Source organism: Nocardia altamirensis NBRC 108246 (assembly GCF_001612685.1).
In the GTDB taxonomy this organism is placed as follows: domain Bacteria; phylum Actinomycetota; class Actinomycetes; order Mycobacteriales; family Mycobacteriaceae; genus Nocardia; species Nocardia altamirensis.
Genome location: NZ_BDAY01000093.1, coordinates 1 through 12670, shown reverse-complemented (window position 1 = coordinate 12670; position 12670 = coordinate 1). Strand labels below are relative to the sequence as shown.

Annotated in this window: 11 protein-coding genes; 7 read left to right on the top strand and 4 right to left on the bottom strand. The window is 67.9% G+C overall.

Features of this window, described 5'->3' with window-relative positions; genetic code table 11:
- Nucleotides 1-885, bottom strand: a complete 885-nt coding sequence (locus tag NA11_RS36790; protein WP_174567786.1) for an AAA family ATPase — start codon at nucleotides 883-885, stop codon at nucleotides 1-3.
- Nucleotides 886-935: 50 nt separating this feature from the next.
- Nucleotides 936-2201 carry a glutamate-5-semialdehyde dehydrogenase gene (locus NA11_RS36785; protein WP_069166699.1) on the bottom strand — a complete coding sequence of 422 codons (1266 nt, stop codon included), beginning with the start codon at nucleotides 2199-2201 and terminating at the stop codon, nucleotides 936-938.
- A gap of 69 nt (nucleotides 2202-2270) precedes the next feature.
- Between NA11_RS36785 and NA11_RS47265 the strand changes: the two genes are divergently transcribed.
- From NA11_RS47265 to NA11_RS36760, 5 genes are all read left to right on the top strand, one after another.
- Nucleotides 2271-2519 carry a DUF2510 domain-containing protein gene (locus NA11_RS47265; protein ID WP_084655383.1) on the top strand — a complete coding sequence of 83 codons (249 nt, stop codon included), beginning with the start codon at nucleotides 2271-2273 and terminating at the stop codon, nucleotides 2517-2519.
- Between the two features lie 11 nt (nucleotides 2520-2530).
- Nucleotides 2531-3409 carry a ribokinase gene (locus NA11_RS36775; protein ID WP_069166698.1) on the top strand — a complete coding sequence of 293 codons (879 nt, stop codon included), beginning with the start codon at nucleotides 2531-2533 and terminating at the stop codon, nucleotides 3407-3409.
- A gap of 44 nt (nucleotides 3410-3453) precedes the next feature.
- Nucleotides 3454-4824 carry a type I glutamate--ammonia ligase gene (locus NA11_RS36770; RefSeq protein ID WP_084655390.1) on the top strand — a complete coding sequence of 457 codons (1371 nt, stop codon included), beginning with the start codon at nucleotides 3454-3456 and terminating at the stop codon, nucleotides 4822-4824.
- 1 nt (nucleotide 4825) lies between these two features.
- Nucleotides 4826-5896 (top strand): amidohydrolase family protein, encoded by a 1071-nt coding sequence (locus NA11_RS36765; RefSeq protein WP_069166697.1) that lies wholly within the window; start codon nucleotides 4826-4828, stop codon nucleotides 5894-5896.
- Between the two features lie 98 nt (nucleotides 5897-5994).
- Nucleotides 5995-7218: an RtcB family protein gene (locus NA11_RS36760; RefSeq protein ID WP_069166696.1), complete on the top strand. Its 1224-nt coding sequence runs from the start codon at nucleotides 5995-5997 to the stop codon at nucleotides 7216-7218.
- A 39-nt stretch (nucleotides 7219-7257) separates the two neighbouring features.
- On the opposite strand, the gene NA11_RS36755 is transcribed toward NA11_RS36760, so the two are convergent.
- Complete coding sequence (locus NA11_RS36755) at nucleotides 7258-7740, bottom strand: hypothetical protein (RefSeq protein WP_069166695.1); 483 nt, start codon at nucleotides 7738-7740, stop codon at nucleotides 7258-7260.
- Nucleotides 7741-7893: 153 nt separating this feature from the next.
- Here NA11_RS36755 and NA11_RS36750 point away from each other — a divergent pair, with 153 nt between their 5' ends.
- Nucleotides 7894-8808 (top strand): alpha/beta fold hydrolase, encoded by a 915-nt coding sequence (locus NA11_RS36750; RefSeq protein ID WP_069166694.1) that lies wholly within the window; start codon nucleotides 7894-7896, stop codon nucleotides 8806-8808.
- A 22-nt stretch (nucleotides 8809-8830) separates the two neighbouring features.
- Here NA11_RS36750 and NA11_RS36745 read toward each other — a convergent pair whose 3' ends face one another.
- On the bottom strand, nucleotides 8831-9958 hold the full coding sequence (locus NA11_RS36745; protein ID WP_069166693.1) for a GGDEF domain-containing protein: 1128 nt from the start codon (nucleotides 9956-9958) through the stop codon (nucleotides 8831-8833).
- A gap of 243 nt (nucleotides 9959-10201) precedes the next feature.
- Here NA11_RS36745 and NA11_RS36740 point away from each other — a divergent pair, with 243 nt between their 5' ends.
- On the top strand, nucleotides 10202-12325 hold the full coding sequence (locus NA11_RS36740; RefSeq protein WP_069166724.1) for a RecQ family ATP-dependent DNA helicase: 2124 nt from the start codon (nucleotides 10202-10204) through the stop codon (nucleotides 12323-12325).
- The last annotated feature ends 345 nt before the right edge of the window (nucleotides 12326-12670 follow it).

Genomic DNA, 12670 nt, shown 5'->3' with positions numbered 1-12670 from the left:
TCAGGCCAGCTTCAGCTCGGCCAGCGCACGCTGGTGGTCGCTCTGATGCTTGAGCACGACGCCGAGCGTGGCCCGCACGGTGGTGTCGTCCAGATCGTGCATGCCGAGCGCGAGCAGCGTGCGACCCCAGTCGATCGATTCGGCCACCGACGGCAGCTTCTTCAGCTGCATGCCGCGCAGCACGTGCACGATCCGCACCAGCTGGGCGGCGACCGCGGCGGACAGCTCGGGCACCCGGCTGGCCAGGATGCGGCGCTCCAGGTCCTCGTCAGGGAAGTCCAGGTGCAGGTACAGGCAGCGACGCTTCAGCGCCTCGGACAGCTCCCTGGTGGCGTTGGAGGTCAGCACCACGAACGGCTTGCGGGTGGCGGTGATGGTGCCCAGCTCGGGGACGGTCACCGCGAAATCGCTCAGCACCTCGAGCAGCAGACCCTCGATCTCGACGTCGGCCTTGTCGGTCTCGTCGATCAGCAGCACCGTCGGGTCGCTGCGCCGGATGGCGGTGAGCAGCGGCCGCGAGAGCAGGAACTCCTCGGTGAAAACGTCGGCTTTCGTTTCTTCCCAGTCATTTTCGCTCGACGCCTGGATCCGCAGGATCTGCTTGGCGTGGTTCCACTCGTAGAGTGCGCGCGCCTCGTCGACGCCCTCGTAGCACTGCAGGCGAACCAGCTCGGCACCGGAGGTCTGGGCGACCGCGCGCGCCAGCTCGGTCTTGCCGACACCGGCCGGGCCCTCGATGAGCAGCGGCTTGCCGAGCCGGTCGGCGAGGAACACCGAGGTGGCGGTGGCCTTGTCGGCGAGATAGCCCGTGCTCGCGAGCTTGTCGATCACATCATCGACCGAGGTGAAGATCGGCTCTTGGGGCGTCTCGGGATTGGGGGCCACGTGCAGTCCTTCCTTCGGAGACGAGCGGCGCAGGCCGCTCACTCCTTTACTTATACGGGCCGAATCTGGCCGTCGCCCCACACGATCCACTTGGTGGAGGTCAGTTCCGGTAGTGCCATGGGGCCGCGGGCATGCAGCTTCTGGGTGGAGATGCCGATCTCGGCGCCGAAGCCGAACTGCTCGCCGTCGGTGAACGCGGTGGAGGCGTTGACCATGACGGCGGCGGCATCGACCCGGCTGGTGAAGGCGCGGGCCGCAGCCAGCTCACCGGTGACGATGGCCTCGGTGTGCCCGGTGCCCCAGGTGTTGATGTGGTCGATGGCCGCATCCAGGCCGTCGACCACCTTGAGCGCGATATCGAGGGTGAGGTATTCCTCGCCCCAGTCCTTGTCGTTCGCGGGCACCAGGCCCGGCAGGTCGCCGTGCACGGTGACGCCGTGCCGTTCCAGCGCCTCGATCAGCTTCGGCACGGCGATGGTCGCGATCGCGTCGTCGATGAGCACCGTCTCGGCGGCGTTGCACACGCTGGGGCGGCGGGTCTTGGCGTTCAGCAGGATCTGCTCGGCCATGTCCAGGTCGGCCGCGGCGTGCACGTAGACATGGCAGTTGCCGGTGCCGGTCTCGATGGTCGGCACCGTCGCGTCGCGGACGACGGCGTTGATCAGGCCTGCCCCGCCACGCGGGATCACCACGTCGACCAGGCCGCGGGCCTGGATCAGGTGCGTGACACTCGACCGGTCGTCGCTCGGCAGCAGCTGCACGGCGTCGGCCGGGATGTCCTGTGCGACAAGCGCTTCCCGCAGAACCGCGATGAGCGCGGCATTCGAATGCGCCGCGGAGGACGACCCGCGCAGCAGCGCGGCGTTGCCGGACTTGAGGGTGAGCCCGAAGGCGTCGACGGTGACGTTCGGCCTGGCCTCGTACACCATGCCGACCACGCCGAGCGGCACCCGGACCTGACGCGTTTCCAGCCCGTTCGGCAGCACCGAGCCGCGCACCACGGTCCCGATCGGATCGGGCAGCGCGGCCACCTGACGCAGGCCGGAGGCGATGCCGTCGATGCGGGACTTGGTGAGCCGCAGCCGGTCGATCAGTGAGTCCTCGACGTTGGCCGACTTGGCCGCCAAGGTGTCCTCGGCGTTGGCCTCCAGCACGGTGTCCGCTGCGGCGAGTAGCGCGTCGGCGGCCGCGTGCAGTGCCTCGTTCTTCTGCGCGGTCGTCAACTGCGCGAGCACCCGAGACGCGACGCGAGCCTTGCGTGCGGCATCGTGCACCACCTCGCGGACATCCGGCCCGGTCGTCGTTCCTACCGTCATGGGTACAGCCTACTGACCCGGGCATGGACCGAATCCACCGCTGCGCACCGTCCAGAGTCGTGATCCCATATGGAAGTGATTTCAGTTCCACATCTGGTCGTCGCGGTCGTCGTCCTCCTATTCCTACTATCGCCCTTCATCGCCGTCGGAATTTCCGGTGTCGTCGGGGTGGCTCTGCGGCCCGATCGCCGAACTACCGCACCGCCGGCACCGCAGACCGCAGCGCCGGGGTGGTACCCGGATCCGACGAACCCGGCCATCGTCCGGTGGTTCGACGGGCGGCAGTGGACGCAACAGACCCAGCCGCCGCTCAACTAGCGTGTGACGACATGGCCGAAAAGTCGGACGTTCCCGCGATCGCAGTGCTCGGCAGCATCAACATGGATCTGGTGACCACCACCGAGCGGCGGCCGGAGCCGGGTGAGACCTTGCTCGGCACCGGATTCGCGATGGTGCCCGGTGGGAAGGGCTCGAACCAGGCGATCGCCGCGCAGCGGGCCGGGGGCGCGGTGCAATTCCTCGGTGCGGTCGGTGACGACGTCTTCGCGGGCGAACTGCGGCGAGTGCTGACCGATTCCGGGGTTGGCGTGCGGCGGCTGCGGACCGTGGACGGGCCGAGCGGAATCGCCTCGATCGTGGTGGACAGCGGCGGCGAGAACACCATCATCGTGGTCGGTGGTGCGAACGCACGGCTGACCGAGCTCACCGAGGATGATCTCGACATCATCGCGGCTGCCGATATTCTGTTGTGCCAGTTGGAGATTCCGCTCGACACCGTGTCGGCGGCGGCGCGGCATGCCAGGGCGAACGGCACGACGGTGCTGCTCAACCCGTCGCCGGTGCAGCGTCTCCCCGCCGAGCTGTTGGCGAATGTTGATGTGGCGGTGGTGAATTCAGGCGAGGCCGCGGAGTTGGGCGCGGATCTTGCTGCGATCGACCATGTGGTGGTGACGCGGGGCGGGGACGGCGTGACCTACCGCGGACCCGACGGCACGGAGCTGTCGCAGCCGAGCCTGCGCGTCGAGGTGGTGGACACCACCGGTGCGGGTGACGCTTTCACCGGCGCGCTGGCCGCCGCCTGGCATCGTGGGCCCGAATGGGCGCTGACCTGGGCGGCCGCCGCCGGAGCACTGGCGACGACGAAGCTCGGGGCGAGCAGTTCGATACCGACGAGCGCGGAGATCACCGCCGCGCTCGCCGCGAACTGAAACACCGCTCCCCCGAACGACTCGGCCGACTATCGTTGATGCTCATGCCAACCATGCCGGAGCGCATACCGTCCGACGACGACAACGCAGCATTGATCGGCAGGCTAGACGCCGACATCGTCGCGCTGACCTTCGTCGACAACGCCGGGATCACCAGGGTGAAATCGGTGCCGATGCGCCAGATCGCGCAGGCGGCGCGGTCCGGCATCGGGGTGTCGCCCTGCTTCGAGACCTTCTCCTTCGACGATCTGATGACGACCGGCAAGTATCTCGGCGGACCCGACGGCGATCTGCGGCTGGTGCCCGACCTCTCGATGCTGACCGAGCTTGCCTGCCAACCCGGTTGGGCCTGGGCGCCTGCCGACAAGTACACCCAGGACGGCACGCCCTTCGTCGCCTGCCAGCGGCGCTTCGCGGCCAGGCAGGCCGAGGCGGCGCGGCAAGCAGGCCTTCGGCTGTCGATGTCCTTCGAGACCGAATGGGCTGTCGGACAAGACGGTACGACCGATTTCGTCCCCGCCGTGCACGGCCCCGCGTACGGCATGGTTCGCCTCGGGCAGGTCGCCGACTACGCACGCGAGCTGGTCGCGGTGCTGGATCGGCAGGGCATCCTGGTCGACCAGTTCCATCCGGAGTACTCCCCCGGCCAACTGGAGCTGTCGGTGCAGCCGTCCGATCCGGTCGGCGCCGCGGACGACGCGGTGCTGGTGCGGCACACCATCCGGCAGATCAGCCTGCAGTACGGATGGCGCGCCTTGCTCGCGCCATGCCTCGAGCCAGGCGGTACCGGATCCGGTGCGCACCTGCACTTTTCGGTGCACGACGACGGTGGACCGCTCCTCGCCGGAGGCGACGGCCCGTATGGCATGCGCCCGGCGGGCGAGGCATTCCTGGCAGGCGTGCTGCGCGAACTGCCCGCGTTGGTCGCGGTGGGTGCCGGCAATCCAGCAAGCTTCTTGCGGCTGGTGCCGTCGCGCTGGGCAGGCGTCTGGCAATGCTGGGGCCGGGAAACCCGTGAGGCGGCACTGCGTTTCGTCACCGGGGTGCGCGGCACCGAGGAGTCGGCGGCCAACGCCGAGGTCAAATGCTTCGACGCGACCGGGAATCCGTATCTGATCGTTGGTTCGGTCATCGCCGCCGGCCTCGCCGGGGTCGCGGAAGGCCTGCGGCTGCCCGCCGAAATCACGGGCGACCCAGTCACTTTCGACGCCGAACAGCTGATGATCTCCGGGGTCCGCAGGCTGCCGACCAAGCCTGCCGAGGCGGCCGACCGGCTGGCCGACTCCGCGATCCTGGTCGAGGCGATGGGCCTCGAATTGCATGACGCGCTGCTCACCGTGCGCAAGGCCGAGGCCGAACGCTACCGGGACACCAGCCCGGAAGAGCTTGCCGCACTGACGCGGTGGCGGTTCTGACGTGCTGACCGATGGTCTGACGCTCACCGACCACCACTGCCACGGGATCCTGACGCGCGATCTGGACCGCGCCGGGTTCGAGCAACTGCTCAGCGAAGGCGCCACCGGCAGTTTCGATTCCGCGCTCGGACTCGCGGTGCGCCGGTGGTGCGCACCCGCCCTCGACCTGCCGCCGCACGTGGGCGCGGACGCCTATCTGGCCCACCGTGCCGAACTGGGCTGGCGCGAGGTCGCGGTGCGCCTGCTCCGCGCCACCGGCACCACCAGCTGGTTCCTCGATACCGGATTCGGTGGCCCGGTCTCGGATTTCAGCCCGCTCACCGACGGCGAGGTGCGCGAGATCGTGCGCCTCGAACACGTCGCCGAGCAGGTCATCGCCGAGGTCGGCGCGGGCCGAACGGTTTTCGACGAGATCGAAGCCAGGTTGCGCGAGCGGGCAAGCACCGCCGTCGGACTCAAGACGATCGTCGCCTACCGGCACGGACTGAACTTCCCGCTGCGCAGGCATCCGCCGCGCTCGGTGATCCCCGAACGCCGCCTCACCGACCCGGATTTCCTCGGCTGGCTCGTCGGACTCGGCGCCCGCATCGGCGCCGAACTCGGGCTGCCACTGCAATTCCACACCGGATTCGGCGACACCGACCTGCAATTGCAGCGCGCGGATCCGTTGCTGCTCACCGACTTTCTGCGCAAGACCGCGGGCACCGGGCTCACCGTGATGCTGCTGCACTGCTGGCCGTTTCATCGCAACGCCGCCTACTTGGCGCACGCCTTCGACCATGTCCGCATGGACGTCGGACTCACCATTCCCCATGTGGGACACCGCGGTCAGGCCGTGCTCGCCGAAACGTTGGAACTCGCGCCCTTCCGTTCGGTGTGTTACTCGTCGGACGGCTACGGCCTGCCGGAACTGCACTTTCTCGGCGCGATGTGGTGGCGGCGCGGCCTCGGCAAACTGCTCGACGAATGGCTCGCCGAGGACCTGATCACCGTCGCCGACGCCGAACGGCTGGCCACCGGGATCGCCCACATCAACGCGGCGGACGCGTACCCGATCGCCGTCGCGCGCTGAACCGCGCCCTGGGCGGCGAACGTTTAATCGAGTGCACTGCGCGCTCTCGGTCCCTACCGTTGACTAGGAATTACACCCCCAACGAGAGGACCGACACCATGTTTCCCGTCGAGCTGCGCGGCACCAAGGCGCAGACGCTCATGTGGGCCGAGGAGCACGCGATCGAGCAGGCCGCGCTGCAACAGCTGCGGAACATCGCCGCGCTGCGCTGGGTCCACGGCGTCCGCGTGATGCCGGACGTGCACCTCGGCAAGGGGGCAACGGTCGGCTCGGTGATCGCGATGCGGGACGCGGTGTCGCCCGCCGCGGTCGGGGTGGACATCGGCTGCGGAATGGAGAGCGTCAAGACCGATCTCACCGCCGCCGACCTGCCGGACGACCTGCGGTCGCTGCGGTCGAGGATCGAGGCGGCCGTGCCGGTCGGCTTCCAGGCGCACGACGACGCGGTCAACGTCACCAAGCTCGGCGCGGAGGTTTCCGCGCTCGGTGCGGGTGGCTCGACGCTGCGCGCGGGCTGGGACACCTTCTGGGGCTCGTTCACCTCGCTCGACGACGGCGTGCGGAACCGAGAGGCGAAGGCGCGCAAGCAGATGGGCACGCTCGGTGGCGGCAACCACTTCATCGAGGTCTGCCTCGACCAGGACGACGCGGTATGGATCCTGCTGCACTCGGGGAGCCGCAACATCGGCAAGGAACTCGCCGAGCGGCACATGGCCGTGGCGAAGGGACTGCCGCACAACGTCGACCTGCCCGACCGTGACCTGGCCGTATTCCTTTCCGGGACACCGGAGATGGCGGCTTACCGGCGCGATCTGAGCTGGGCACAGGAATACGCCGCGCGTAACCGTGCGGTGATGCTCGCCCTGGTGTGCCGGGCGGTGCGTGACGAATTCGCCGAGCGCGACGTGCGTTTCGACAAGCCGATCTCATGCCACCACAACTATGTGGCCGAGGAGCTCATCGACGGCATCCCGATGCTGGTGACCCGTAAGGGCGCGGTCCGTGCAGGCGACGGCGATCTCGCGCTGATCCCGGGTTCGATGGGTACTCGCTCATATGTGGTGCGCGGCAAGGGAAATCCGGCCTCGTTCCAGTCGGCGTCGCACGGCGCAGGACGGCGGATGAGCCGCAATGCGGCGAAGAAGCAGTTCACCGTCGCCGATCTCGTCGCGCAGACCGAGGGCGTCGAGTCCCGCAAGGACGCGGGCGTGGTCGACGAGATCCCGGCCGCATACAAGGACATCGACGAGGTGATCGCCGCGCAGCGCGATCTGGTCGATGTGGTCGCGACGCTGCGGCAGGTGCTCTGCGTCAAGGGCTGAACGGCGGGGCCGCGCGCACTGAAGTGCGCGCGGCCCTTCTCATTTGCGACGCAAAGTGGCGGCGATGGCGGCGCCGAGCAGGAAAAGGCCGGTGAGAAGCGCGAAGCCGTTCAGCACCCAATTGTGTAGTGCGAGATGGAAATCGTCGGACAGCTCGGGGATGTTCTCGATCTGCCGGTAAGTGTCCTCCGGGAAGAGGATGTGCAGGATCCCGGGAATCACACCCCACACCAGTCCCGCGATCGCAGTGCCGACCGGAGAGAACGCGGCCAGTGCCGCAACAAGGAACAGCAGCAGCGCGCCGCCGATGATCTGAAAGTTCGAGCCCCAACGATCGGCCGAGGTGCCGAGGATGACCCACTGCCGAGTGTCCAGCGCACCGTGCGCGGCAAGCCCGACCCCGATCGGCGTGATCACCACCGCGATCACCGTCCCGACCAGCGTGCGCCCGACACCGCTTCGGCTCTGGAATTGGGCGCCCGGCGGCGACCAGCCAGCGGGTGGCTGATAGTTGCTCGACATGGTTGGCCTCCTGCGGTCCCCGGTACCGGGAATCTTGTCAGCCCTATTGTCCGTCGTCCATGGTCATTTCGCGGCGAATGCCGCGCCGAGTGCGCAGACCGTGACGTGCCGAAAGCGGACCCGCGCGCTGGTCATGGCTGGTTACTATCGGGTATGCAGCAACAGGATTCCGGCTCGAACTCCGCGCACGAGCCGTCCGATCCGCCGGAGATTCCTGGCGTACGTCGATCTTTCGTCACGGCGCGCGGAGTCCGCTTCCATGTGACCGAGGCGGGTCCCGAGGACGGCAGGCCGGTGCTCGCGCTGCACGGATGGCCGCAGCATCATTACGCCTATCGGCATCTGCTCGCGGATCCGCCGGAAGGTTTGCGGATCATCGCGCCGGATCTGCCCGGCTACGGATGGTCGGGGCCGGCGCCGCATCGGTGGGCGAAAGAGGATGTCGCCTCAGATGTTTTCGCGTTGCTCGATGCGCTCGGGCTGGAGCGGGTGCTGCTCGTCGGCCACGACTGGGGCGGGTACATCGGCCATCTCATGGTGTTGCGCGCGCCGGGGCGGTTCGACGGTTTCCTGGTGCTGAACATCGCGCACCCGTGGCAGTCGCCGCGGACCTTCCTGCCCCACCTGTGGCGGTTCATGGTGTATCAACCGCCCGTCGCCGCCTTCGGGACCTACCTGCATCAGCACACCCGTTTCCTCGAGCTCATCTTCGACAAGGGCGTGGCGGACAACGCGGAGTTCGGTCCAGAAGTGGTGCGCGCGTACGCCGATCGGTTCCGTGATCCGGTCTGTGCGCGGGCCGCGACCGACACCTACCGGACCTTCCTGCTACGCGAACTGCCACGCGGGAGCAGACATGGGGAGACCCGCCGCGCCACTGTCCCGATCCGGGCGCTGTTCGGCGTGGACGATGGCGCCGTGCACTATTCGCTGGCCGCCGCCGAAACGGCGAATGCCGATGACTACAAGCTGGAGCGGGTGCCGAACTGTGGTCACTTCATCACCGAGGAGCGGCCGCTGCTGATTCGCGCCAGGCTCCTCGCGCTTGCCGCCGACACCGCCGGATAGCTGGTAACAGCAGCTGATTCGGTCAAGCAGAAGGCTGGGCGGTCGACGCCGCAGTTGGCTCGACGCCCTGCAGCACAGCGATGTTCTCGACAACCACCGTGTCGCCGCCGCGCTGTTTGGCCTGATACATCGCGCTGTCCGCGCAGCGGATCAAATCCCACACCAGTTGCCTGCTCTGGCGGTAGCCGCTGACGCCCGCTTCGGCGACGGCGATGCCGATGCTCGCGGTCACCGAGATTGATCCCGTCGGTTCGGCGACCGCGCGACGTAGTCGTTCAGCGACGTCGGCCGCGGTCGTGACCGGCATACGCGCGACGATCGCGAACTCCTCACCGCCGACGCGGGACACGACGCAATTGTCAGGCGCGGTGCGCTGCAGCCGCTCGGCCGTCCGCACCAGCACCTCGTCGCCTGCGTGATGCCCGTAGGTGTCGTTGACGGCTTTGAAGCGATCCAGGTCGACCAGCATGCAGCAGACCGGGCCCGCGTCGGTGCAGCCGACCACCATCGTGGAGTGGTACTCGAAGCCGCGCCTGCTCAACAGCGTCGTCAACGGGTCGGCCAGCATGTCGTCGCGCAGCACCCAGTAGCAGAACTGCAGGCCGGGCGGCACCACCGTGGCCGCGATCATGCCGAGAATCATGATCGTCGCCGACACCGAGTCGCCGACACCGAACAGCGGGACCGCGAGCGTCACCGCCGAGGCCAACGACCACGCCGTGTGCACGGCCAAGATCCGGGGCGTGTGGAAGGCGCTGACATAGACGCCGACGATCAGCAACAGCATCATTCCGACCGACCGCACCGCATACCCGGGGCTCAGCGCGCAGACCGCCGTGATGCACACGTCGCCGATCGCGATCAACGTCAACGATTCCCGGACGCTCGGCCACGGCAGCAGCCACCAGCGCGCCACCCACACCACCGCGAGCACCACGACACACCACAGCATCGTTCGGCTGAAGACGTTCAATTCGTCTGCCGCCGAGGTAACTATCAGGATGCTGATGAATGGGGTCGCCAACCCGCACACGCCGATAGCAAACTTGATCACGCCGAGCGCCGACCGGGAGGCGAGCGCGTTCACCACCCAGCGATAGTCGACGCTCTCGCTCCACCAACCCCGAATCAAACGCAAATAATCGTTCATTCGACTAGTCCTCGGCGTCGACGGTTGTCCCGTGTCCCAAACCCGTCGCCGGAGGGCGGAGTCCGTCTCGGCGACGTCGCAGCAATCCACGCAGTGTAAGGCACATCGCCGTGCTGACGGACCCCCAATATCAACGATCTTTACCGCGTTTCACCACGATCTTTCCGGTGCGACATGCGCGGTCCGGGCGGGCGGGGGCGACGAGCGCGGTTCCTGTCGGTACCGTCGGGCACGATGGAGCGCATGACCACGGCGACCGATGTCCCGGCGATCGACCTCACCGCACCCGATCTTCGCGAGCGTGCGGAATACCTGCTTCGCGAGCTGGCCGGACCCGAGGCACGGTTACGCGAAGATCAGTGGACGGCGATCGAAGCGCTGGTGGTGCAGCGGCGCAGGGCGCTGGTGGTGCAGCGAACCGGTTGGGGCAAATCGGCGGTGTACTTCATCGCGGCGAAGTTGCTGCGCGGTGCCGGACGCGGGCCGACGGTCATCGTTTCGCCGCTGCTCGCGCTCATGCGCAACCAGGTCGCGGCCGCACAGCGCGCGGGAGTCGTTGCCGCGACCATCAATTCGGGCAATGTCACCGAATGGGACGAGATACACACTCAGGTCGCGGCGGGCGAGGTCGACGTGCTGCTGGTCAGCCCGGAACGACTGAACAACCCGGACTTCCGCGACCAGGTGCTGCCGAAACTCGCCGCCGACGCAGGCCTCGTGGTGATCGACGAAGCGCACTGCGTGTCCGACTGGGGTCACGACTTCCGGCCCGACTATCGGCGCATCCGCACGCTCATCGCCGATCTCGGCTCGGACGTGCCGGTACTCGCCACCACCGCGACCGCGAACGACCGGGTGGTCACCGACGTCGCCACCCAGATCGGCACCGACACGCTCGTGCTGCGCGGCACCCTGGATCGCGAGTCGCTGCATCTGTCGGTGGTGCGGTTCGACGACGCGGTGGAGCGGACCGCCTGGCTCAGCGGACACCTGCACCAGATGCCCGGCTCGGGAATCGTCTACACGCTCACCGTCGCCGCCGCGCACGACCTCGCCGACGTGTTGAACTCGCACGGGCACACCGTCGCCGCCTACACCGGCCAGACCGACCCCGCCGAACGCGAAGTGCTCGAACAGGCGCTGCTGAACAACGAGGTGAAGGCGCTCATCGCCACCTCGGCACTTGGCATGGGCTTCGACAAGCCGGACCTCGGCTTCGTCGTGCACGTCGGCGCGCCGTCCTCCCCCATCGCCTACTACCAGCAGGTCGGTCGCGCAGGCCGTGGCACCGAGCGCGCCGAGGTGGTGCTGCTGCCCGGCCCCGAGGACGCGCGGATCTGGAGTTACTTTGCCTCCGTTGCGTTTCCGCGCGAACACATCGTCCGTGCGGTGCTCGACGCACTCGACACCGACCGGGCGCTGTCCACCATCGCGCTGGAACCGCTCGTCGAGCTGAACCGGTCGCGCTTGGAGATGGTGCTGAAGGTGCTCGACGTGGACGGCGCGGTGCGCCGAGTGCGCGGCGGTTGGATCGCCACCGGCCAGCCGTGGACCTACGACACCGAACGCTACGAGAAGCTGTCCGCCGCACGGGAAATCGAACAGCAAGCGATGGTCGACTACCAGTCGACCGGCGGCTGCCGGATGGAATTCTTGCGCCGCCAGCTCGACGATCCCGGATTGCCCGCGGGACAACTGGACGCACCAGGCTGCGGACGCTGCGACAACTGCACCGGCACCAGGCCGGACGTCACCGTTGACGCCGCGGCGGTCGCCGCGACCCGCGCTCGGCTCGACCGCCCAGGCCTCGACTTGAGCCCACGCAAGCAGTGGCCGACCGGCATGGCGAAGCTCGGGGTTCCGTTGTCCGGCAAGATCACCGATGGCGCCGACACCGGTCGCGTGCTCGGCAGACTCACCGACCTCGGCTGGGGCCAACGCCTGCGCGCCCTCCTCGACGCCCCCGACGACCCGATCCCCGATTCGGTCTTCGACGCCTGCATCGCGGTGCTGCGCGACTGGAACTGGACCACCCGCCCCACCTCGGTCATGGCCTTGGAATCCGCACGCTACCCGGTGCTCACCGCAACCCTCGCCGCCCGCCTCGCCGAAGTCGGCAGGCTCCAAGACCTCGGCACCATGCCGACCCGCGCGGACCGGCCACCGGTATCCGCCGCCAACTCCGCGCACCGCGTCGCGGGTCTGTTCGACTCGTGGGAGGTCCCTGACCTCACCCATGTCGATGGGCCAATTCTGTTGGTGGACAGTCTCTCCGATACCGGGTGGACGCTGACCGTCGCAGCTCATGCGCTGCGTGCGGCTGGGGCTGATGCGGTACTCCCGTTCGCGCTCGCTTCGGTGACTTAGCGGCAGAGTTGGTCTCCGTCTGTAGGGGCGTGACCAGATACCGACTTCCCTCCGCCAGGCCAGAAGGGAGGAGTCATGAGTGGATTTGGTGCTGGCGACGGTGGGGGTTCGCGGTCTCATGTCCCACTCGTGGAGCTATCGCTCCACGAGTGGGACATGGTTGAGGCGACACGCCGTAAACGGCTCCGTCATGTACCACTCGTGATCCTTCACCCGTGCGAACGGGACATGGCTGCACCAACTCTCGCGCCGGGACCCCTCCGAGGCCGCGAGCCTCGCATCGGCGTGAGAGAAGTGGTTGCCCAGCCTTGTTGACGGGAGAGAAATGGTTGTTCACCCATCGAC